The organism is Dactylosporangium sp. CA-233914, from assembly GCF_050942935.1.
Lineage (GTDB): Bacteria > Actinomycetota > Actinomycetes > Mycobacteriales > Micromonosporaceae > Dactylosporangium.
In genome coordinates this window covers 8,287,997-8,308,090 of the sequence record NZ_CP192030.1, presented here as the reverse complement: position 1 = coordinate 8,308,090, position 20,094 = coordinate 8,287,997, and the positions used below count along the sequence as shown (strand labels likewise).

The window sequence follows — 20,094 nt, the reverse complement described above, 5'->3', positions numbered from 1 at the left end:
CTGTCGTTTCCGTACAAGACGGCCGTAGGGGCGCTTCCTAGCATGGGCGGGGTACGCCGCGTCTCGTCGCCTGACCATGAGGAGAACAGCACGTGCGTGAATTGGTATATACCGGCTTTGTCTCGCTTGACGGTGTCGTGGATTCCCCGGGCGGTGGGCCGGGCGAGGATCACCGCAGCGGTGGCTGGGTGATCAAGGACGTCGAGTTCCTGCCGGAGGCGTTCTCGCTCAAGGGCGAGGAGCTCGAGGACACGACGGCGCTGATGTTCGGCCGGAGAAGCTACGAGGCGTTCGCGCCGGTCTGGCGCGACTCGGACGACCACGCCGCGTATCGGGAACTGCCCAAGTATGTGCTGTCGACCACGCTGCGCGACGGCGCCCTCGTCGATGGGTGGGGTCCGACGACGATTCTGCGCTCGGCCGACGACGTCGTCGAGCTCAAGAAGAGCGAGGGTGGCGCGATCTTCATCCATGGCAGTGCGGAGCTCGCCCGCCGGCTGGCGGACGCGGGCCTGATCGACCGGTACCACCTTCTCGTCTTCCCCGTGCTGCTCGGAGCCGGGAAGAGCCTGTTCAGCCGGGCGGACAAGGACAAGCAGATGCTGAACCTCCGCGCGTGCGAGCCCTACCCGAACGGCGTGATCAAGCTGATCTACGACGTTGTCGGCTGATCCAGGTCCAGGGCGATGGCACCGCCGGTGCCCTCGCGCAGTTGCCGCGCTGTACGTCCGACGTACCGGCGCAGCGCACGGGCCAGGTGCGGCTCGTCGAAGTACTCGAGCCCGGAGATGACATCGGCGACCGGGACGCCGGCGGCCAGCAGCGTCGAGGCCCGGCGGGCGCGTCCGATCTGCCGTACGGCACCCTGGGTGAGGCCGGTCGCGGCCCGGAACCGGCGCTCGACGGTGCGCGCGGAGACCGCTGGGCGGTGGCCCCGGCTGATCTCGGTGACGAGCGGGTCACGGACCACGGTTCCGGAGTGGACGAGCCGGTCGACCAGCGCCTCGGCGTCGTCGGGCCCGGGCGTCTCCCAGCGGACGCCATCCAGCCGGAAGGTCCTGCGCGTCACGTCGGCGAGTTCGATGCCGCCGTCGACCAGGGCGAGCATGGGCACAGCCCGCAGCCGGGTGCCCACGGCGAACTCGATCCCGACGAAGGTCGCGCCCTGCGGCACCGGCGCGGTGCCGGTCCGGGTCTCGGGGCCGGTGATGCTCGCGTAGGCGGTGCCCTCGCGTTCGAAGAACACCAGGCCCCAGCACACCGCGGCGACGGAGGTCATCTCCGCGACCTGCTCGCTCGTGCAGGTCCACACGGTGTCGACCCACGGCGAGTCGGACGCGCGCGTCTCGAACCGCAACCCCACGGCAGTAGGATAGGCACGGTTCGCCGCGCATCCCATCCGCGTCGGTCACCAAGCCCGGACGTGGCCGGGGTGTTCGGGCGGCGATATGGTGCAGCGATGGATCGCACCGCGCTGGTCACTGGGGCGTCGTCCGGGATCGGGAAGGCGACCGCCGCCGCGCTGGTCGCGCGGGGCTACCGGGTCGTGGGCACCAGCCGGCGGCCGGAGGCGCTCGCGGCGGGGCAGCGGGCGGACGGGGTGCAGTACCTCCCGCTCGACCTCGGCGACGACGCGTCGATCGACGCTCTCGCGGGCGCCGCCGGGGCGGTCGACGTGCTGGTCAACAACGCCGGGGAGAGCCAGTCGGGGCCGTTCGAGGAGCTGCCCGGCGACGCGCTGCGACGGCTGTTCCAGGTCAACGTGCTCGGGCCGGTCCGGCTCGCCCAGCTGCTCCTGCCCGGCATGCGTGAGCGAGGCCGCGGGCGGGTGGTGATGGTCGGGTCCATGCTCGCGTCGTTCCCGCTCGCGTACCGCTCGTCGTATGTCGCGTCCAAGGCCGCGTTGAAGGGGTTCAGCGACGGGGCCCGGCACGAGTACTCGCCGTTCGGTGTGTGGCTGACCACCGTCGAGCCCGGGTCGATCAACACCGGGATCAGCGAGCGCCGCACGAAGTACACCTCGGAAGGCTCGCCGCACCGCGGAGACTTCGAGCGGATGCTGGCCGCGCTCGACCGCAACGAGCGGGCGGGCGTGCCGGCCGAGCGGGTCGCCGCGACCATCGTCAAGGCGATCGAGGCGCCCCGGCCGAGGGCGCACTACGCCGTGGGCAGCAACGCGCCGATCGTCTTCCCGCTGCGCCGCCTGCTGCCCTCGGCGCTGGTGGAGAAGGCCACCCACCGCCGCCACGACCTGCGCCGCTGACCGGGTATCCGATCGCGGCGACATCGTCGCTCAGCCGCGGGAGCGTGGGCGCCGACCGGCGGGGTTGGGTACGATCCGCGCGTGGCTGATGGGGGTTCGAACGCTGCCGTGCTCGCGTTGGTCGGTGCGCTCGGGGGTGTGCTGGTCACCGGGGCGATGAGTCTCATCACGGCGGCGCTCAATCAGCGGTGGAGTGAGCGGGCGCGGGTGCAGGCGTCCGACGAGTCCAGGGTGCGGGCGCGGCGTGACGAGCTGCGTGCCGCCTGCCATGCCTACCTCGTGGCCGCCAACCGGTTCTACCAGGCGCTGGAGGAGGCGCGGCGGGGGGAGCCGGCCGATGCCACGGAGCGCACCCGGCCGGCCGTGACGGCGATGCAGGACGCCTACCTGTACCTGACCATCAGCGCGGGTGCCCGAGTGCGCAAGCTCGCCCAGGCGTACAACACGTCCCAGTACGAGCTCGAGGCCGTCGGATTCGACGACCGGGCGGCCTGGGACGAGCGGGTTCGCATCGTCAATCAGCGCCGCGAGGAGCTGCGCGCCGCCATGCGGGCCGACCTCGGGGTCGAGGACTAGGCGGCGGGACGGAAGAAGCGGTTCGCCGGCGGTACGCAGAGCAGGACGAGGCTCGCCAGCAGGAGTGTGGGTCTGCTCGCCGTAGCCGTAGTCCAGGAAGCTCAGCAGGCGACGGACGCGACCAGCGGGGCGGCCACGGCCAGCAGGACGGCTGACGCGGTCACGGTGCGTGGCATCGCCGGGGCGCCTCCAAGGTCAACTTCGAAGGCGTGATTCAACCGCACTGGCGGGCGTTTGACATCGTGGAGGGATGAGCGGGGAGCGGGTTCTGCACACCTCGGCGATGCCGACCGGTCATCGGCGCAGTGTTGTCGTCACGGTCGGTGGCGAGCCGGCCAGGCTCACCTTCGCGGAGAAGTACACCGGGGACGGGATCGGATGGATGGGGCGGTTCACCTCGTTCCGGGTCGAGGCGCGGCTCGACGGCGATCCCGAGCCGCTCGTCGCCGCCGTCGCCGATCTCGCCGAGCGCGGGAAGCTGGACCTGCCGCCGATGGGGGCACGGGAGCGGGTCGCGGATCTGCTCGCCGCGGCCGGGCTGCTCGTGCGGCGGGCGAGCACCGTGCCGTGGGCGCACCTCACCAGGAGCGTCACGCTCGCCGTCGAGCCCGACGGGCGGCCGCCCGCGATCACGTTCTCGCAGCACGGCGGGCAGGAGGGGCGGCGGCAGGTCGTCATGGAGTACGACGCCCTGGACCGGATCGCCGAGCACCTCTCGGGCCGGTATCCGCAGTCCTCTGTGGACATCGCGGCGGGCGACCGGATCGGGCGGTTCCTGGCCGGGTTCACGGCGTTCGCCGGCGATGGGGGCGCGAGCGTCGAGGCCGTCTCCGGGCTCTGCGCGGGGCTCGGGGTCGAGACGCAGGAGCGGTTCGAGCGGCGATACCCGCTGCTGCACACCAGGCGCGAGAACACCGACTGCCTGTTCTCGCTGACGCTGCTCGTGTCCTCGATCGAGAACAAGATCTCGTTCACGGAGTTCTACGACTACGGGGCCCGGCCCGGGGATGCCGGGCGCGAGTACGTCTACAGCGCCGTCACGCCGTACGACTCCCTGGAGGCACTGCTCGCGCACCTGGAGGGCAGCCTCGGCCTCGCCCACGACGGGCTCGGCGCCGATCGGCTCGCCGCCTGCTTCCGCGAGCTGGTCGCGCGCGGCGCGCTCGGCGACGGCCGGGGCATCGAGGCGAACCGCGACATCGTCGCCGGCTGGTTCGTGGAGGCGGGCGTGCCCTACAAGCCCGACGTCTGGGTCTGGTTCAACAGCGACTGAGTCGGGGCGGCCCGGCGCAGGCCGCGGACGGCGGGGATGAGCAGCAGCGCCAGGCAGCCCAGCGCGCTGACGCCCGCGGACGCGCCCAGCACCGTCTCCGCGCCGACGACGGCGGCGACCGGGCCGGCGAGCGCCTGACCGATCGGCAGGCTGCCGTCGGAGCCGAAGACCTCGTACGACGTGATGCGGTTGAGCATCTCCGCCGGCACGTGGGTCTGCACGCTCGTCTGCCACATCACCGACCAGAACGCCCACGCGGCGCCGTTGACGACCGCCGCGCACAGCAGCGGGACCAGTGGCGCGTGCAGGGCGATCGCCAGGGGCAGCAGCCCGTAGCCGAACATGGCGACCGCCCCGGCGGCGAGCGGGCGGCCGGGCCGGACCCGGGCGGCGAGGAGTCCGCCGGCGACGGCGCCGACCCCGAGGCCGGACTCGGTCCAGCCGTACGCGGGCGCGCCGAGCCGCTGGCTGACGAGCACGGCGCCGAGCGGGATGAGCGGGCCGAAGAGCAGCACGCCGTACACCACCCAGACCAGGATTACGCTCCAGATCCACGTGCGGGAGCGGAACTCGTGCCACCCGGCGGCGAGGTCGCGCAGCGGTGACGAGCCGGCCCCGTTCGCCGGCATCCGGCTCAGGCGCAGGCCGGCGAGGCAGGCCGCGCTCACCGCGAACGAGGCGGCGTCGGCGGCGTACACCGGCCCGGCCCCGAGGAACCCGAAGACCAGGCCGGCGCTCGCGGGCCCGAGCAGCTGCGCCACGGACTGGGCGACCTTTAGGGTCGCGTTGGCACGGTGCGGGTCGTCGGCGACCAGTGGCACGATCCCGTTGACCCCCGGCTGGAACATCGCCGCCGCGGCGCCGCTCGTGGCCGAGCAGACGAGCAGGAGCCACATCGAAGGCGTACCGGCGAAGAACGCGACCGCGACCGTGCCCTGCGCCACCAGCCGGACCAGGTCGGCGCCGAGCATCAGCGGGCGCGCCCCGATCCGGTCGGCGAACACCCCGCCGAACAGGATGCAGCCGAGGAACGGCACCATCCACGCGGCGAGCACGAACCCGACCCCGGTCGAGCCGTAGGCCTGCCCGACCGCGAGTGCTGCGGCCACCACGAGCATCGCGTCGCCGAATACGGATACGACCCGGGCGATGAAGTACCGCCTGAAGTTGGGCGTCCAGAGCACGAGTCAGCGAAGCATGATCGGCTCGCGTTCGCCAATCCCATTAGAGGAAGGAACTGTCCAACGAACCCCCCGGCGGGGATCGCCGGCTACGCGCCGAAGCCGGGCAGCGTCAGGGAGCCGCCGGCCGGGCCGGGCGGTGCCGGCCGGGTGCCAGCAGCAGCAGGAGGCCGAGGCCGCACAGGGCGGTCGAGAGGCCGTACGCCCAGCGGTACCCGAAGTGCGCCGCGACGCCCAGCAGCGGGCCGGCGATCGCCGCGCCGATCGGGAACGTGTTGGTGAACAGGGTCGTGGCGTGGCCGGGGCGCCCCGGCATCAGGTCCTGCACGTAGGATATGCCCACACCCGAGACCGCGGAGATGAACACGGCGTTGACCGGCTGGGCGGCGACGAGGATCCACAGGCTCGGGGTGCTCAGCGCGACCGCGTAGTACGCGACCCCGGCCACGGCGCCGGCCAGGATCAGCGTGCGCAGCCGGAACCGGGTGGTCAGGGCGCCGAGGCCGAGCATCAGCGGGATCTCCAGCGCCGCGCACAGGCCGAGCACCAGCCCCGCGGCGGACGGGTCGCGGTGCAGGTCCTCGCGGATGAACAGCGGCAGGGCCTGCACGGCCAGCGTCATCGGGATCTGGAGCAGGACGAACGCGGCGAGCGTGAGCGGCAGCAGCAGGCGGGGCAGTGCCGGGGCCGCCGCGTCGCCCGGGACGTCCGGCGGGGCCTCGGGCCGCGGGGTGGCGACGTTGCCGAGCACGAGCGCGGCGACGAGCGCGGCCACGGCGTACAGGGCCGCGGCTACGCCGTAGAGCAGGCGGAACCCGCCCACGTCCAGCAGCAGCGCCGCGAGTGCCGGGCCGCCGACCCAGGCCAGGGAGAACACGGTGCGCATGGTGCTGATGCCCAGGGCCGCGTGGCCGGGACTGTCGCGCTCGAGGACCTGGCGGGCGTAGGCGAAGGTCTGCGGGAACAGCGCCCCGGACAGCGCGGTCGCGGTCACCGCGAGGGCGAGCAGCACCCAGTAGTCGCGCACGAACGCGGTGGCGGCCGTGCCCGCGACACCGGCCAGCGCCGCGCCGACGAGGATGCGGCGGCGGTACGGGCCGCGGTCGGACAACCGCCCGACGAGGGTCGTGAGGAGCACGCCGGCGGCCGGCGCCGCGACGAGGAACACGGTCACCCGGGCCGGGCCGGCGTGGACGTCGGTGCTGAGGAACAGGGCGAGGAACGGGAGGACCACGGCTGTGGACATGCCGACGGCCAGGAACATCACGCCCAGGGGGATGAGGGCGGGGCTCAGGCCGCGCAGCCCGGCGCGGGCGGTGCTCGTCATGGGCGTACTTTACCGGTCATGAAGCCGGCCTGCCCCGGCGTGGTTGGTGACCGCGGGGCCGGATGCCGGGCACCCGAACCGGCCCCGCCGGCCGACCGCCACGAGCCGCGGCGTCACATCCCGGACCTGCACGTCGCCGCGGCCACCCGACCAACGGCCGGGCCGGGTTTGTTTCCGGGTGAGGGCACCGGGTAGGCGCAGCGCATGAGCCAAGCAGCAACGGCCGGGCCGGGGTCCGCGCCATGAGGGCGGTCGCCTGGCACGGCAAGCGCGACGTGCGGGTCGACACGGTGGCGGACCCGCGCATCGAGCGGCCCAACGACATCGTCATCAAGGTGACCTCGACCGGCATCTGCGGCTCCGACCTGCACCTGTACGAGGTGCTCGGGGCGTTCCTGAGCGAGGGCGACATCCTCGGCCACGAGCCGATCGGCGTCGTGGAGGAGGTCGGCGCCGACATCACCAACGTGCGCCCCGGCGACCGGGTCGTCATCCCGTTCAACATCTCCTGCGGACACTGCTGGATGTGCAAGCGCGGCCTCATGGCCCAGTGCGAGACGACCCAGGTGCGGTCCGAGGGCAAGGGCGCGGCGCTGTTCGGCTATACGCGGCTGTACGGCCAGGTGCCGGGCGGGCAGGCGGAGTACCTTCGGGTGCCCGAGGCGCAGTTCGGGCCGATCGTCGTGCCCGAGGGGCCGTCCGACGACCGGTTCGTCTACCTCTCCGACGTGCTGCCGACGGCGTGGCAGGCGGTCGAGTTCGCCGCCGTGCCGCCCGGCGGGACGCTCGCCGTGCTCGGCCTGGGACCGATCGGCGACATGTGCACGCGGATCGCCTCCTACCGCGGGTACCGCGTCATCGGCGTCGACCTCGTCCCGGAGCGGCTGGCCCGGGCGCACGCGGGCGGCGTCGAAGCCGTCGACCTGTCCGAGCACGACGACGTCGCCGAGTGGCTGCGCGAGCTGACCGGCGGGCGCGGGCCCGACTCCGTCATCGACGCCGTCGGCATGGAGGCGCACGGCTCGCCGGCCGGCAAGCTGGCCCAGACCGCCGCCGGTCTGCTGCCGGACGCGCTCGCGGCGAGGTTCGTCGACAAGGCCGGCGTGGACCGGCTGGCCGCCCTGCACCTGGCGATCGACGCCGTCCGCCGGGGCGGGACGATCTCGCTGTCGGGCGTCTACGGCGGCACGGCGGACCCGGTTCCGCTCATGGTGCTGTTCGACAAGCAGATCCAGCTGCGGATGGGCCAGGCCAACGTCAAGCGCTGGGTGGACGACATCCTGCCGCTGCTGACCGGCGACGACGACCCGCTCGGCGTCGAGTCCTTCGCCACGCACCGGATGCCGCTGGACGAGGCGCCCCAGGCCTACGCGGCGTTCCAGCAGAAGAAGGACGGCACCGTGAAGGTACTGCTACAGCCCTGACCCGGCACTCTCGCCGCGATGCGGCCGCTGGACGGGTCGAGGCCTACGAGGTCGGCGACACCGCCGGCTCCGAGCGCGGGGTGCGCAGGCTGCTGGCGCGCTCCTGGGCGGTGGGCAGCGCGATGGTCTCGCCGCGCAGGACCGGGGTCACCTCGGCCGGGATGCGGGCCGCGACCGTGGGCTGCAGGAAGTTCGACACCGGGTCGCGGAAGGCGGTGTAGTCGTCGTGGTGGATCGGGATCACCAGCTCGGGGCGGATCAGGTTGGAAAGCGCCACGCCGTCGCGGGCGTCCATGGTGACCAGGACGCCGAGCACCCGCGTGCCGCCCAGGTGCAGCAGGGCCACGTCGACGTCGCCGAAGCGGCGCGGGATCTCGCGCAGGAGCCGGCGGTTGAACCGGGTGTCGCCGCTGACGTACAGCCGTAGCCGCCGCTCCCCGTCGCGTTCCCAGTCCACGATGGTGCCCATCGTCGGCGGCATCGCCAGGTGCACGCCGGTCGGTCCGTGCCGGGCCGGGACCGCGGTGACCCGCAGCGTCTCGCCGTCGCGGTGCAGCACCGCGTCGTGCCACGTGCGCAGTCCGACGGCGTCGTGGAAGCGCCACTTGCGCAGCTTGCGCGCCGCCGAGACCGTGGTGAGCACCGGCACCTCCCGGGGCAGCCGCCGCCGCGCGATGCGGTCGAAGTGGTCGCCGTGCAGGTGCGACAGGACGATCCCGTCCAGCGCGGGCAGGTCGTCCGGCCCCATCGCCGGCTCGGTCAGCCGCCGGGTCCACAGCCCGTGCCCGAGGTACGCCCGCTGCCCCTGGTGCAGGAAGTTCGGGTCGGTCAGCACCGTGAACCCGCCCAGCCGCAGCAGTACCGTCGCGTTGCCGATGAACGTGACCGAGGCCTCCATGTCGGCTCCCCTCCGTGAACGTCCGTCGAAAGAGGACTACCCGCCGGGCGGCGATACAACCCGGACGTCACCGCGCGGTCAGCAACGTGTCCGTGGTCACCGGGCCGTTCTGGCTGCCCGGGGTGAGGTGTGGCTGAAACGGGCCAGCTACCGTCGGAGGCGGTGGCCTTCGAAGGGATACGTGATGTCCTCGACCGCAACTGCCCTCGCCGTCATCATCATCGTGCTGATCGTCGCTGCCTTCGTCGCGACGATCGTCGCCCGGCACCGCCGGACCCAGGAGCTGCGCCGCCGCTTCGGCCCCGAGTACGACCGGGCGGTCGCCTCGGGCTCAGGCCGCCGCGCGGGCGAGCGCGACCTGCGGCACCGGGAACGCCGCCACGACCGGCTGGAGCTGCACGAGCTCGACCCCGAGCAGCGGCGGCGCTACGCCGACCAGTGGCAGCGCACCCAGGCCCACTTCGTCGAGGAGCCGGAGATCGCCACCCGCGACGCCGACGCGCTGGTGACCCGCGTGATGGCCGAGCGCGGCTACCCGGTCACCGAGGACTTCGACACCCGCGCGCAGGATCTCAGCGTCGAGCACGCCGAAACCCTCGGCCACTACCGCGAGGCCCACGAGATCAGCCAGGCCAACGAGCGCGGCCAAGCGACGACCGAGCAGTTGCGCCAGGCCCTCATGCACTACCGGGCGCTCTTCGCCGAGTTGCTGGGCGAGCGCCCCGGCGGCCACCCCGCCCCCGGCTGACCCCGGCGGCGCAGCAGCAGCACGCCGAGCGCGACGATCCCGCCCAGCACCACCAGCGCCCCGGTCGCGGCCACCCCCAGCACGATCCGGGTGTTGGGGCCCAGACCCGAGGGCGGGTGCCCAGGGCGCTCCCGGCCGCCCGCGATCGCGTCGTCGGCCACGTCGATCGAGAGGACGTCGGGGCCCTGGACCAGCACCCGCGTCGCGCCCGTCGGGCTCGCCGGCACGGCGAGGACCCGCGCCGCGCTGACCCACTCGTACGCGGTCAGCCGGGTGTGCACCGACGCCAGGGTGTCCTGGTTGGTGGAAAAGTCGAGCACGGCCGTGCCCGCCTCCGGATACAGCGCGGCCACGACCGCCTCGCCGGACGGTGACCAGCCCAGCAGCCGCACCGCGACCAGCCCGGCCAGCTCGGGCAGGACCGGGGCGGTCCGGGCGGAGCCGTCGGCCGGGGCGACCACGGTGAGCTGCCACCGGGACCCGTACTGCTCGCCCTGGCAGCAGCGGCGCTGGCTGACCAGGGTGAGGCCGCGGTCGTCCGGGGTCCAGGCGCCCTTGCCGGCCAGCCGCGCCCCGGCGGGTGCGGTGAACCGGCTCAGGACCTTGCCGTCCAGGTCGGTGACGGTGATCTCCTGGCCGGACTGGTACGCCAGCCGCCGGCCGTCGTGGGCGAACGCCACCGTCCAGCCGTCGGTCACGCCCTGCGGCAGCAGGTCGCCGATCTTGCGATGCTCGCCCGAAGCCGGGGCGACGAGGTGGAGTCCGGCGGCGCTGGCCATTAGCACGCCGGTGCCGTCGGCCTGTTGGCGGTGCGTGGCGTACGCGATCACCGCCAGCCACCGGCCGTCGGGCGACCAGGCCTGGGGCACCAGCGGGTCGGCGCGCAGGTCGGGCAGCCGGGTGACGGCACCGGTCCGCAGGTCGGTGACCCGGCCCGAGCCCGCCAGGCGGCCGCCGTCGGGGGAGAGCACGGCCTGCTCGCCGGCGTAGAGGAAGTCGTCGTTCTCGACGATGCCGTAGTCGTCGGTGCCGGCGCCGACGACCGCCGTGACGCCCTTGCTCTCGCCCCACCACCAGGTGCCCGAGCCGAACGCGACACTGGCGGGGCCGAGCCGCTCGTCGGTCACCGGCGGGGTCCCCCACAGCGGCGCACCGATGCGGGCCGGCAGGCTCGGGGGAGCAGGCGGGGGCTCGGCCGGTGCGGGCGCGATCCGGTGCAGCCACAGCGGCACGGCCAGCCCGGCCACCGCCGCGATCACGACGGCCGCGGCCGCCGCGGTCAGGCGCCGCCGCCGGTCCCGGCGCATCCGGGCGACGGCCCCGCGGTAGAGCTCATACGGCTCGGGCCGGTCGGTGACCCGCTCGGCCGTCTCGCGCATCGCCTCTCGCAGCCGGGCCGTCACCGCAGGCCTCCCGTGATCCGCACGTCGTCGACGAGGTGGGGCGCGACGCTCCGTAGCCGGACCAGGCCGTCGTGCGCGTGGCGCTTGACGGTCCCGACCGTGCAGCCGAGCATCGACGCCGCCTGCGCTTCGGTGAGATCTTCGTAGAACCGCAGCACCAGTACTGCCCGCTGCCGGGGCGTGAGCAGCGCGAGCGCGCGGTCCAGGCTCATCCGCAACGCGGTGCCCGCGTGCGGGTCAGCGCCGGCCTGCTCGGGCGGGGCGGCGAAGAGTTGCTCGCGCACGCGGCGCCGGCGCCACCAGGACATCCGCAGGTGGTACATGGTCCGGCGGACGTAGGCTTCGGGATCGCCGTCGCTGGCCCGCCGCCAGTGCCGCAGCACCCGCGCGAGCGCGGACTGCAGCAGGTCCTCGGCGGCGTGATGGTCTCCGGTCAGCAGATAGGCCGTGCGCAACAACGCCGTGCCGCGTCCGGACACGAAATCACGGAAGCCCGGATACGGCTCCTCGTCCACGCCACCACCTCCTGCCCCTCTCAAACGCCTCCCGGCCGCCGCATGGTTGAGGGCATTCGATCGATTCTGCTCCGGCGGTTCACCGCCGGGGGTGCTCTCCGCGATGACCGTCGATGCCGAACGCCCTTGCCCGCGATGTCGAGGGCGGCCGCGGCGCGGGTTGAGATCCTGGCCACGCTGGTGCGGCGGTGGTGGGGGGCGGGGCGTTTGCGATGATCGGACCGTGTCCGGGACCTCGCCGCCGCTTGCGCCGGAGGTGACGGACGTCCCCAGCGGGCCGCCGCGGCGCCGGCCGTGGGGGCGTCTGGTCGCCGTCGGGCTCATTGTGCTCGTGCTCGCCGCGATCGGGCTGCGCGGGCGGCTGCCGGCGCCGCACGAGATTCTCGGGGCGCTGGGCGGGGCGAAGTACGGCTGGATCGCCCTCGCGGCGCTGCTGCAGTTCGCCTCCATCGAGTCGTTCGCACTCCAGCAGCGCAGGCTGCTCAACAGCCTCGGCGCCCACCTGACCCGCGGCCACGTGATGGCGATCACGCTCGCGGGCACGGCGCTGTCGATCTCCATGCCCGCGGGTCCGGCGGTGTCGACCGCGTTCACGATCCGGGAGTACCAGCGCGGCGGCGCCACCCGCGAGGCCTCGGCCGCGTCCGCGATCGTCTCCGGCCTCGCCTCCATCGGCGGGCTCGCACTGCTCTACGTCGGCGGCGGACTGGCCCTGCTCGCCGGCAGCCCCGACGGCCTGCTCAACTGGCGCCCGCTCGCGGTCGTCGTCGCGCTGGCCGCGCTCACCACCGCCGCGATCCTGGCCGGCCGCCGCCTCGCGAGCCGCCCCGCCCGCGACGCGGCCCGGCCTGCCGGCAACCGCGTCGCCCGCACCCTGCAGGGCCTGCTGCGCTCCGGCCGCGACGCCTGGCGGGCCGGCGCCGAGTTGCGGATCGCGGACTGGGTGTTCGCGCTGGTGTACGCGACCGTGAAGTGGCTCACCGACCTGCTCTGCATGGTCGCGGTCGCCGAGGCGCTGCACCTGCCGGTCGGCGTGACCGCCATGGCCGGGATCTACCTCAGCGTCCAGATCGTCCGGCAGGTCCCGCTGACCCCGGGCGGTGTGGGCGTCGTCGAGACCGCCCTGGCCGCCGGGCTCACCGCCGCGGGCGCGACGGGCGTGGGCGCGGCGGCCGCGGTCCTGGTGTACCGCGTCCTGTCCTGCTGGATCCTGATCCCGATCGGCGGGATCGCCGCGGTGACGCTGCGCCGCACCCGCGATCAGAAGTCGTAGACCGTGGTGGCGATGTCGCGCTCGCACAGGGCCGCGACGACGAGCGGCTCGACCCGCTCCCACCGGCCGCCGGCCAGGCCGCAGCCGATGCGCGGCATGTGGACGCCGGCGTTGCGCTGGGCCGCGTGCTCGGCGACCGTGTGCAGGCAGCGCTCGATCGCCTCGTATCGCACCGGCGGCCCGCCGCTTCCGGTGCGGATGCCGCGCTGGCCGACCATGTTCGCCACCCAGATATCGGGGCGGACCTGGACCAGCTGCGTGGCGCCGAGCCCGAAGTCGTTGCCGGCGCGCTCGCGGTGCCACTGCCGGAAGGCGCGTTCGGGCTCCGGCCATCGCCGCGAGATCGCCAGGACGAACCCCTTGCCCCACCCGCCGAGGTCGTTGCAGACATGGGCGATGATCTTCGGGCCGGAGGCCTGGGGGCTGGTCGCGTCCCCGTTGATGATCCGCAGCGGTACCACGCTGTGATGCTGCCACCCGCCGCGATCCAGCGTCGAGCCGGTTTCGGCGGCGCTCAGCCGGCCGGTCGCTGCTGCCGCCGCCGGGCATCGACGCGCACGGCGGCCTCACGGGCGTACCGGCTCGCGGCGGCGGACCGCTCGTCGTGCCCCTTCGCCGCCTCGGCGGCCTCCCGTGCCCGCGCCCGGGCCCGGGCCGCGAACGCGACGTACGCACGCATCCGCTCGACCGCTCCCGACTCCGTTGTATCCACGCCTGTCATGGCGCCGCGCCACGGCGGTTGACGCAAGATATCGTCCGGCTCGGATTCGTTTTCCGGTTCGATCGTTCGCATGATGGCGTTCCGGGTTCGCCGCGTGTGATCCTGCAGCGTGCGCTCACCCGTCAGCCCGCCCGTCGTCCGGCTCGCCACCAGCCACGCCGACGAGTTCCGGGACTGGATCGCCGCCCGCTACACCGACCATGAGCGGCGGGTGCGCCCGCGGGCCCGGGGCTTCGCGTTCCTGGGCGTGCACGGGGCGATCGGCGGGCTGACGTACATCCGGACGCAGTACACCGCGGTGGCCGTCGACATCGACTGCCCGCCGAATCCCTTCGTCTGCGTCGCGGACCTGTCCGCCGGCCGGGCCCTGGTGCGGTGGGACGGCGGCGAGGGGCGGGCGGCCGGGAGCGACATTCTGCTGCTGCCGCCGTACGGAACCAGGATGGTGTTCGACTGCAACGACGCCGGCACCGTCGGCGTGACCCTCGACGGGGTGCTGCGGGTGGCCGAGGAGACCGCGGGGCTGGACCGGGCGCACGTCCGCTTCACCGGGCTGCGGCCCGTTTCCGCCGCCGCCGGGCGGCAGTGGCGGGACACCGCGCAGTACGTGCGCCGCGGCGTCTACACCCGGGGGCTGGACCACCCGCTGCTGCTGGCCGCGGCCGAGCGGCTGGCCGCGGCGAGCATGCTGGCGACGTTTCCGAACACCACCATGACGCTCGAGCTGCGTGTCCCGCGGGACGCGGCCACCCCGGCGGTGGTGCGCCGGGCGATGGCGTACATCGACGCCAACGCGGCCCGCCCGATCACCCTGAGCGACGTCGCCGCGGCGGTCGGGGTGGTGCCGCGGACGCTGCAGTACGCCTTCCGCCGCCACCGCGACACGACCCCGGCCGCCTACCTGCGCCGCGTCCGGCTGGCCCGCGCGCACGAGGAGCTGCTCGCCGCGCAGCCCGGCGACGGGACCACGGTCGTCGCGGTCGCGGCCCGCTGGGGCTTCGCCCGCGCGCACCGCTTCGCGGCCGCCTACCGGCAGGCGTACGCCCGGCCGCCGGGCCAGACCTTGCGCGCCTGACCGCGGTCTACGCCCCGGCCCGAGGTAGGAGGTGGTCGAGCAGGAGTGGTGCCAGCCGGACCTCGCCCGGGTGCGCCGGGTTCAGCCAGTGCAGCTCCTCGATCTCGGCCAGCGGCGCGACCGGGCCGTCGAGCGGGGCGGTGTAGACGTCCGCGTCGACGGTGTGGCCGGGCTCGTTCGCGGCCGGGGCGGTGAAGCGGCCGACGTAGCCGAGGCGGTCGGGCGAGACGAGCAGGCCCAGTTCCTCGGCCAGTTCCCGGGTCAGGGCGTCCGCGGCCGCCTCGCCCGGCTCCAGCTTGCCGCCGGGCTGCATGAACACCGTGGTTCCCCGTTTGCGGACCAGCAGCCAGCGGCCGTCGGGGTCGCGGAGCACCGCGGCGACGATACGGATCGTGGGCACGCGGTCAGGCTATCGCCTCGCCCACCGCCGTCCATCGAGCGGCCGGGGTCAGGGGGCGCGCCGGCGGGACCTGGTGCGGGTCGTGAGCGGGGCTGCGCCCGGTCCGGGCGGCGCGGGCGGCCCTGCTCAGGCGGTGAAGCCGCCGTCCGAGGTGATGACGGCGCCGTTGACGTTGCGCGCCTCCGCGCTGCCCAGCCAGCCGATCAGACCCGCGATCTCGTCCGGCTCGGCGGTGCGTACCGTCCGGGTGAACGACGGCGACAGCCGGTCGAACGCCCACTGCGACCCGACGCTCGCCGTGCGGCCGATGCCGGTGTTCACGCCGCCCGGGCACACCGCGTTGACGCGGATGCCGTCGGGCGCGTAGAGGTAGGCCAGCGACCGCGTGAGGCCGATCAGGCCGTGCTTCGCGGCGGTGTACGCGGTGCCGGCGACCGACCCGGTGAGCGCGCCGATCGAGGCGACGTTGACGATCGCGCCCCCGGCGTTGGTGCGCATCGCCGGGATGACGGCCCGGCACAGCCGCATCGGGCCGGTGAGGTTGACGGCGATGACCCGCTCCCACGTCTCGTCGTCGAGGTCGGTGACCGGCAGGAAGTGGTCCATGATGCCGGCGACGTTGGCGAGCAGGTCGATGTCGCCACCCGGCAGCGCGGCGACGGCCCGCGCGACGCCGGCCGGGTCGGCGACGTCCGCCTCGAGCAGCGTCGCGGCGTAGCCGTCGTGGGAGAGGAGCTTCTCGGTGGCCTCGAGCCCGGCCGGGTCGACGTCGCAGCCGACGACCGTGGCCCCCTCGTGCGCGAGCCGCAGCACGGTCGCCTGCCCGATGCCGCAGCCGGCCCCGGTTACCAGGGCGACGCTTCCGGAGTACCGCTGGTGTGTCATGACGATCCCTCCTCGGTGGACGGCCCCAGCGTGCTCGCGCGACCCCGGTCCGGACAGGGGCGAAAGTCCCGGCGGCGGTGGCCCGTCGGCCCTGCCGCGATCCGGCCCGAAGGCACAGTGTTTGTAGGTACGTGGGGAACGCAGGAGGGACCCAATGATCAGCACATATGACCTGATGGTCGGGCACCCGTTCCTCGCCGGCATGCGGCCGCGCGATGTCGAGCGGCTGACCCGGTGGGCGCACCGTGCGCCGTTGCGGGCGGGGACCCGGATCTTCGAGGAGAACGGGCGGGCCGAGCGCTTCTGGCTCATCCGGGAGGGCGGCGTCGAGCTGGACACCAGAGTGCCCGGCGGCGGCGCCGTCGTGGTGGACACGCTCGGCCCCGGGACGGTGCTGGGCTGGTCGTGGCTCTTCCCGCCGTACCGCTGGCATTTCGGCGCGGTCACCACCAGTCCGGTGCTGGCCATCGCCCTGGACGGCCCGGGCGTGCGCGGCCTGTGCGACGCCGACCCGGTTCTCGGCCAGGAGCTGACCCGCCGCTTCATGGCCGTGGTCGTCGCGCGGCTGCAGGCGACCCGGTCCCGGCTGCTCGGCCTGGGCCTGGACCGGGAGATACCGGCCGGGTGAGGCTGGACCGGGGATACCGGCCGGGTGCGGCCGGGTCAGCGGTGCGGCCGGGTCAGCGGTGCGGCAGGGTCAGCGGTGCGGCAGGGTCAGCGGTGCGGCCGGCCGGACCCGGGGTCCGATACGGCGGTGAGGCGGCCCTGCCAGGCCGCCCGGGCCCCGGAGTCGCCGATGCGGTAGATGTCGTAGACGGCGAGCCCGGCCACGACGACCGCGACGGCGGTGACGACGGCGGTCACGGCCGACGACTGCGGCGCGAGCAGGCGCCGGGGCAGCAGTGTGCGACCCTCGCCCGCCTCCCGCTGCCGCCACCAGATGACCAGCGCCACCGCCGCGACCGCGAAGGCGGCCCACACAGCGGTGTCGCCGAGCTCCGTGTGCTCGCGCAGCGCCGTCGTCGACGGGGTCTGCCGCTCGAGCCACTCCCCGGCGTCGGTGGTGACGGGCGTCAGGACAAGCACGGCGGCCGCCAGCGCCAGGTTCGGCCCGGCGAGGCGGCGGCGGGCGGCGGGCCAGGCGGCGGTGAGCACCACCAGCAGCGCGCACAGCGGCAGCAGTACGACGATGGCGTGGACGAGCAGGACGTGGGCCGGCAGGCCGTTCACGGTGGTCACCAGCGTTTTCCTCTCCCGGGCGCGCAACCCGCCCGTCACGGCGAAGCGTAGGGTCGTGATTCTTGGAGTTCTCCAATCCGGGCGCGGCAGCGTGGGCCTCGCACGAAGGGAGGGGCTGGCGTGAGCGGTACGCAGCGCAGCGGAGTGGCTGGCGTGAGCGACCCGGCGGCGGCCGGCGGCGCGCGTGTGCTCGTCGTCGAGGACGATGCGCCGCTCGGCGCGCTGCTGCTGCGGATGTTCCGCGCCGAGGGATACCACGCCGAGCTGGCCGCCGACGGCCAGCGCGGGCTGCACCTGGCACTGACCCGGCGCTACGACGTCCTGGTGATCGACCGCGGGCTGCCCGCCATCGACGGCCTCGACCTGCTCCGGCGGCTGCGCCGGGGCGGGCTGAGCACGCCGGCGCTGATCCTGACGGCGCTGGGCACGCTCGCCGACCGCGTGACCGGGCTGGACACCGGGGCCGACGACTACCTCGTCAAGCCCTTCGAGGCCGAGGAGCTGGCGGCGCGGGTGCGGGTGCTGGCCCGCCGCAGCGCCCGGGGGGCCCACGTCATCCCGGTCGGGGCGGCCGAGTTCGACCTGATCACCCGGGCCGTGACGGCGCCGGGCGGCGACGCGGTCACGCTCTCCGGGCGGGAGAGCGACCTGCTGCGCCTGCTCGCGCGGCACCCGTCGCGGGTGTTCACCCGCGACGAGATCATGGCCCAGGTCTTCCCCGACTCCGGCACGGACTCGCTGGTCGACACGTACGTGCACTACCTGCGCCGCAAGCTCGGTGCGCAGGTCGTGCACACGGTGCGCGGCGTCGGATACCGGGCCGGCGCGCTGTGAGCCGCGACGCGGTGCCGGACCCGGACGCGGCGGTGCTGGCCCGCGCCCGCCGGGTGCTCGGGCTGCAGGCGGCCGCGGCCATCACCGTGAGCCTGCTCGTCGTCGGCCTGCTGGCCCTGGTCGTGGTCGACCGCGGGCAGGACTCGGCGGTCGAGAACGTGCTGCGCCACACGGCCGCCACCGAGGAGGACGTCATCGATCCGCCACCCGGCGTGTGGCTGTTCGACCAGCGGCCCGACGGCTCGATGACGGCAACCCCGGGCGCCCCGGACGGCCTGCCCGACCGCGACGCCATCGCCCGGGTCCGCGCCGGCGGCCCCGCCGTCCTGCGCGCCCTCGACACCGACGACGGTGACTTCGAGGTCCTCACGCAACGCCGCGGCGACGACGTGGTGCAGGTCGTGGCGAGCCTGGCGGGCCGGCGGGCCGACCAGCGGCGGCTGCTGCTGGCGCTGGGACTGTCCGAGGTCGCCGGGCTGGGCGCCGCGCTGCTGTTCGCCGTCGTGCTGTCCCGGCGGGCCACCGCGCCGCTGGCCGAGGCGATGACCCGCCAGCGGCGCTTCGTCGCCGACGCCGGCCACGAGCTGCGCACGCCCCTGGCCCAGCTGCACCTGCGCGCCCAGCTGCTGCGGGCCGACCTCCGCGCGGGCGCGGCCACCCCGTCCATCACCGAGGACGTCGAGCAGCTCGTCGTCGGCACCCGCCAGCTCGGCGAGGTGATCGAGGACCTGCTCACCTCGGCGCAGATGTCGCAGCGCCTCGGCGATCCGGCGCCGGTCGACCTGACGGCCGTCGCCGGCGGTGTCGTGGCCCAGCACGCGGCGCAGGCCCGCGACCGGCGCATCGAGCTGACGCTGGTGCCCGATCCGGCGGGGCCGGCGATGGTGGCCGGCCGCGAGGCCGCGCTGCGGCGGGTCGTCACCGCGCTGGTCGACAACGCGCTGAACCACACGCCGGCGGGCGGCCATGTCACCGTGGAGGTGACGCATACGGACGGGCCGCGGCGGGTCAGCCTCGTCGTGCGCGACGACGGCTCGGGCTTCGATCCGCGCGACACGGAGCGGCTCTTCGCCCGCTTCGCCCGCGGCCACTCGGACCATCGCCGGTTCGGGCTGGGGCTGGCGCTGGCCCGCGAGGTCGTGACCGGGCACGGCGGCACGATCACCGCGTGGGGGCGGCCGGGCGAGGGCGCGGCCTTCACGATCGTGCTGCCCACGGCGCCGGGCTGAGCGGCGGGAGCGCTCAGGGCCGGCCGTCTCGCCCGGTGCGGACGACCAGCAGCGGGCAGGCGGCGTGGTAGAGCAGGCGATGGGTGACGGAGCCCGCCAGCAGCGCCGAGGCGGGCCCGTGGCCCCGGCTGCCGAGCACCAGCAGCTGGGCCTCGCCGGATGCGTCGAGCAGGACGCTCGCCGGGTCGCCGGCGGGCACGCGCGCCGTGGCGGGCACCGAAGGGTACTTCTCATGCCAGCGCTGCACGTCGTCGGTGAGCTCCCACAGCAGGTCGGCGCGCTCCCGCGGGCGCGGGCCGGCGCTCCACGGCCCGGCCGGCGTCGCCAGGGCGTGGATGGCCACCACGTCGCAGCCGCGCCGGTCCGCGTGCTCGAACGCCGCGGCCAGCAGGCGGTTGTCCGCGCAGGAGCCGTCCAGGCCGACCACCACCGGCCCGTCGGCGGCGCCGGTCCGGCCGCGCACCACGGCGACTCGGCCCGGGGCCCGCAGGGCGACCCGGGTCCCTGTGGCGCCGTGCAGCGCCTCGGCGAGCGCGGTGTGCCCGTGGCTGCCGACGCCGCCTCGGAGGCCGCCTGCGTGAGTGCCTCGACCGCGTCGCCGAGGACGACCTGGCCGGCGACGTCGACGCCCGGGCGGGCCAGCCGGGCCACCGCGACCGCCCGCCGGACGGCCTCCTCCGCCCGCCACGGCTCCGGGCGGGGCCAGGCGTGCAGGATGCGCAGCCGGCCGCCGGTGCGCGCGGCCTCGGCCGCGGCCCAGCGCACGGCGGTGTCGCTCGCGTCGGTGCCGTCGATGCCCACGATCACGTCGTCGATGCCGTTCATGGCCG

23 protein-coding genes and 1 pseudogene are annotated in these 20,094 nt (G+C 74.6%); 11 read left to right on the top strand and 13 right to left on the bottom strand.

What is annotated here, in order from left to right; all coding sequences use genetic code 11:
* Positions 1-92 precede the first annotated feature (92 nt).
* Entirely contained in the window at positions 93-671 is a 579-nt protein-coding gene (locus tag ACQPY0_RS37095) for a dihydrofolate reductase family protein (RefSeq protein WP_432971590.1), read from the top strand.
* Here ACQPY0_RS37095 and ACQPY0_RS37090 read toward each other — a convergent pair.
* Positions 653-1,363 carry a helix-turn-helix domain-containing protein gene (locus ACQPY0_RS37090; protein WP_432971587.1) on the bottom strand — a complete coding sequence of 237 codons (711 nt, stop codon included), beginning with the start codon at positions 1,361-1,363 and terminating at the stop codon, positions 653-655. The genes ACQPY0_RS37095 and ACQPY0_RS37090 overlap by 19 nt on opposite strands.
* 96 nt (positions 1,364-1,459) lie before the next feature.
* On the opposite strand from ACQPY0_RS37090, the gene ACQPY0_RS37085 reads away from it, so the two are divergent.
* The 3 genes from ACQPY0_RS37085 to ACQPY0_RS37075 all read left to right on the top strand — a co-directional run bounded on the left by ACQPY0_RS37085 (position 1,460) and on the right by ACQPY0_RS37075 (position 4,112).
* Positions 1,460-2,263, top strand: a complete 804-nt coding sequence (locus ACQPY0_RS37085; protein ID WP_432971584.1) for an SDR family oxidoreductase — start codon at positions 1,460-1,462, stop codon at positions 2,261-2,263.
* A gap of 81 nt (positions 2,264-2,344) precedes the next feature.
* The gene (locus ACQPY0_RS37080) at positions 2,345-2,839 is read left to right on the top strand and encodes a hypothetical protein (RefSeq protein ID WP_432971581.1); all 495 of its coding nucleotides are present in this window, start codon (positions 2,345-2,347) and stop codon (positions 2,837-2,839) included.
* A 250-nt stretch (positions 2,840-3,089) separates the two neighbouring features.
* Positions 3,090-4,112, top strand: coding sequence for a hypothetical protein (locus ACQPY0_RS37075; protein ID WP_432971578.1), 1,023 nt, complete (start codon positions 3,090-3,092; stop codon positions 4,110-4,112).
* Here the strand turns inward: ACQPY0_RS37075 and ACQPY0_RS37070 are convergent.
* Together ACQPY0_RS37070 and ACQPY0_RS37065 are read right to left on the bottom strand one after the other, a co-directional pair.
* Complete coding sequence (locus ACQPY0_RS37070) at positions 4,073-5,296, bottom strand: MFS transporter (protein ID WP_432971575.1); 1,224 nt, start codon at positions 5,294-5,296, stop codon at positions 4,073-4,075. The two genes, ACQPY0_RS37075 and ACQPY0_RS37070, sit on opposite strands and share 40 nt — an antisense overlap.
* A gap of 109 nt (positions 5,297-5,405) precedes the next feature.
* Positions 5,406-6,620 carry a sugar efflux transporter gene (locus ACQPY0_RS37065; protein WP_432971572.1) on the bottom strand — a complete coding sequence of 405 codons (1,215 nt, stop codon included), beginning with the start codon at positions 6,618-6,620 and terminating at the stop codon, positions 5,406-5,408.
* A gap of 242 nt (positions 6,621-6,862) precedes the next feature.
* Here ACQPY0_RS37065 and ACQPY0_RS37060 point away from each other — a divergent pair, with 242 nt between their 5' ends.
* Positions 6,863-8,044, top strand: coding sequence for a zinc-dependent alcohol dehydrogenase (locus ACQPY0_RS37060; protein WP_432971569.1), 1,182 nt, complete (start codon positions 6,863-6,865; stop codon positions 8,042-8,044).
* Positions 8,045-8,087: 43 nt separating this feature from the next.
* Here the strand turns inward: ACQPY0_RS37060 and ACQPY0_RS37055 are convergent, their stop codons facing one another.
* Positions 8,088-8,942, bottom strand: coding sequence for an MBL fold metallo-hydrolase (locus ACQPY0_RS37055; RefSeq protein WP_432971566.1), 855 nt, complete (start codon positions 8,940-8,942; stop codon positions 8,088-8,090).
* A gap of 184 nt (positions 8,943-9,126) precedes the next feature.
* On the opposite strand from ACQPY0_RS37055, the gene ACQPY0_RS37050 reads away from it, so the two are divergent.
* Positions 9,127-9,690, top strand: coding sequence for a hypothetical protein (locus ACQPY0_RS37050; protein ID WP_432971563.1), 564 nt, complete (start codon positions 9,127-9,129; stop codon positions 9,688-9,690).
* On the opposite strand, the gene ACQPY0_RS37045 is transcribed toward ACQPY0_RS37050, so the two are convergent.
* Both ACQPY0_RS37045 and ACQPY0_RS37040 read right to left on the bottom strand, forming a co-directional pair.
* Positions 9,627-11,093, bottom strand: a complete 1,467-nt coding sequence (locus tag ACQPY0_RS37045; RefSeq protein ID WP_432971560.1) for a TolB family protein — start codon at positions 11,091-11,093, stop codon at positions 9,627-9,629. The genes ACQPY0_RS37050 and ACQPY0_RS37045 overlap by 64 nt on opposite strands.
* Positions 11,090-11,608 carry a SigE family RNA polymerase sigma factor gene (locus ACQPY0_RS37040; RefSeq protein WP_432971557.1) on the bottom strand — a complete coding sequence of 173 codons (519 nt, stop codon included), beginning with the start codon at positions 11,606-11,608 and terminating at the stop codon, positions 11,090-11,092. Before ACQPY0_RS37040 ends, ACQPY0_RS37045 begins: the two co-directional genes overlap by 4 nt.
* 223 nt (positions 11,609-11,831) lie before the next feature.
* On the opposite strand from ACQPY0_RS37040, the gene ACQPY0_RS37035 reads away from it, so the two are divergent.
* Positions 11,832-12,881 (top strand): lysylphosphatidylglycerol synthase transmembrane domain-containing protein, encoded by a 1,050-nt coding sequence (locus tag ACQPY0_RS37035; protein ID WP_432971554.1) that lies wholly within the window; start codon positions 11,832-11,834, stop codon positions 12,879-12,881.
* Here the strand turns inward: ACQPY0_RS37035 and ACQPY0_RS37030 are convergent.
* Together ACQPY0_RS37030 and ACQPY0_RS37025 are read right to left on the bottom strand one after the other, a co-directional pair.
* Positions 12,869-13,342, bottom strand: a complete 474-nt coding sequence (locus ACQPY0_RS37030) for a macro domain-containing protein (RefSeq protein WP_432971551.1) — start codon at positions 13,340-13,342, stop codon at positions 12,869-12,871. The two genes, ACQPY0_RS37035 and ACQPY0_RS37030, sit on opposite strands and share 13 nt — an antisense overlap.
* 53 nt (positions 13,343-13,395) lie before the next feature.
* Positions 13,396-13,593: a hypothetical protein gene (locus tag ACQPY0_RS37025; RefSeq protein ID WP_432971548.1), complete on the bottom strand. Its 198-nt coding sequence runs from the start codon at positions 13,591-13,593 to the stop codon at positions 13,396-13,398.
* 118 nt (positions 13,594-13,711) lie between these two features.
* Between ACQPY0_RS37025 and ACQPY0_RS37020 the strand changes: the two genes are divergently transcribed.
* Positions 13,712-14,677, top strand: coding sequence for a helix-turn-helix domain-containing protein (locus tag ACQPY0_RS37020; RefSeq protein ID WP_432971545.1), 966 nt, complete (start codon positions 13,712-13,714; stop codon positions 14,675-14,677).
* A 7-nt stretch (positions 14,678-14,684) separates the two neighbouring features.
* Here the strand turns inward: ACQPY0_RS37020 and ACQPY0_RS37015 are convergent, their stop codons facing one another.
* Together ACQPY0_RS37015 and ACQPY0_RS37010 are read right to left on the bottom strand one after the other, a co-directional pair.
* On the bottom strand, positions 14,685-15,077 hold the full coding sequence (locus ACQPY0_RS37015) for an NUDIX hydrolase (RefSeq protein WP_432971542.1): 393 nt from the start codon (positions 15,075-15,077) through the stop codon (positions 14,685-14,687).
* Between the two features lie 126 nt (positions 15,078-15,203).
* The gene (locus ACQPY0_RS37010; protein ID WP_432971539.1) at positions 15,204-15,962 is read right to left on the bottom strand and encodes an SDR family NAD(P)-dependent oxidoreductase; all 759 of its coding nucleotides are present in this window, start codon (positions 15,960-15,962) and stop codon (positions 15,204-15,206) included.
* A 154-nt stretch (positions 15,963-16,116) separates the two neighbouring features.
* On the opposite strand from ACQPY0_RS37010, the gene ACQPY0_RS37005 reads away from it, so the two are divergent.
* Positions 16,117-16,590: a Crp/Fnr family transcriptional regulator gene (locus ACQPY0_RS37005; protein ID WP_432971536.1), complete on the top strand. Its 474-nt coding sequence runs from the start codon at positions 16,117-16,119 to the stop codon at positions 16,588-16,590.
* Between the two features lie 86 nt (positions 16,591-16,676).
* Here the strand turns inward: ACQPY0_RS37005 and ACQPY0_RS37000 are convergent, their stop codons facing one another.
* Positions 16,677-17,201, bottom strand: a complete 525-nt coding sequence (locus ACQPY0_RS37000; RefSeq protein WP_432971533.1) for a DUF2231 domain-containing protein — start codon at positions 17,199-17,201, stop codon at positions 16,677-16,679.
* A 120-nt stretch (positions 17,202-17,321) separates the two neighbouring features.
* On the opposite strand from ACQPY0_RS37000, the gene ACQPY0_RS36995 reads away from it, so the two are divergent.
* Together ACQPY0_RS36995 and ACQPY0_RS36990 are read left to right on the top strand one after the other, a co-directional pair.
* Positions 17,322-18,035 carry a response regulator transcription factor gene (locus ACQPY0_RS36995; protein WP_432971530.1) on the top strand — a complete coding sequence of 238 codons (714 nt, stop codon included), beginning with the start codon at positions 17,322-17,324 and terminating at the stop codon, positions 18,033-18,035.
* Entirely contained in the window at positions 18,032-19,264 is a 1,233-nt protein-coding gene (locus ACQPY0_RS36990; protein WP_432971527.1) for a sensor histidine kinase, read from the top strand. Before ACQPY0_RS36995 ends, ACQPY0_RS36990 begins: the two co-directional genes overlap by 4 nt.
* A gap of 13 nt (positions 19,265-19,277) precedes the next feature.
* Here the strand turns inward: ACQPY0_RS36990 and ACQPY0_RS36985 are convergent, their stop codons facing one another.
* Positions 19,278-19,730: a universal stress protein gene (locus ACQPY0_RS36985; protein WP_432971524.1), complete on the bottom strand. Its 453-nt coding sequence runs from the start codon at positions 19,728-19,730 to the stop codon at positions 19,278-19,280.
* A 278-nt stretch (positions 19,731-20,008) separates the two neighbouring features.
* Positions 20,009-20,089: pseudogene (locus tag ACQPY0_RS36980) on the bottom strand (hypothetical protein); the annotation flags it as partial.
* Between the last annotated feature and the right edge of the window lie 5 nt (positions 20,090-20,094).

Excerpts from the sequence above, each read along its gene's own strand:
- ACQPY0_RS37085 (WP_432971584.1), top strand. The coding sequence starts at position 1,460 with ATGGATCGCACCGCGCTGGTCACTGGGGCGTCGTCCGGGATCGGGAAG.
- ACQPY0_RS37075 (WP_432971578.1), top strand. The coding sequence starts at position 3,090 with ATGAGCGGGGAGCGGGTTCTGCACACCTCGGCGATGCCGACCGGTCAT.
- ACQPY0_RS37065 (WP_432971572.1), bottom strand. The coding sequence starts at position 6,620 with ATGACGAGCACCGCCCGCGCCGGGCTGCGCGGCCTGAGCCCCGCCCTC.
- ACQPY0_RS37060 (WP_432971569.1), top strand. The coding sequence starts at position 6,863 with ATGAGGGCGGTCGCCTGGCACGGCAAGCGCGACGTGCGGGTCGACACG.
- ACQPY0_RS37055 (WP_432971566.1), bottom strand. The coding sequence starts at position 8,942 with ATGGAGGCCTCGGTCACGTTCATCGGCAACGCGACGGTACTGCTGCGG.
- ACQPY0_RS37050 (WP_432971563.1), top strand. The coding sequence starts at position 9,127 with ATGTCCTCGACCGCAACTGCCCTCGCCGTCATCATCATCGTGCTGATC.
- ACQPY0_RS37010 (WP_432971539.1), bottom strand. The coding sequence starts at position 15,962 with ATGACACACCAGCGGTACTCCGGAAGCGTCGCCCTGGTAACCGGGGCC.
- ACQPY0_RS37005 (WP_432971536.1), top strand. The coding sequence starts at position 16,117 with ATGATCAGCACATATGACCTGATGGTCGGGCACCCGTTCCTCGCCGGC.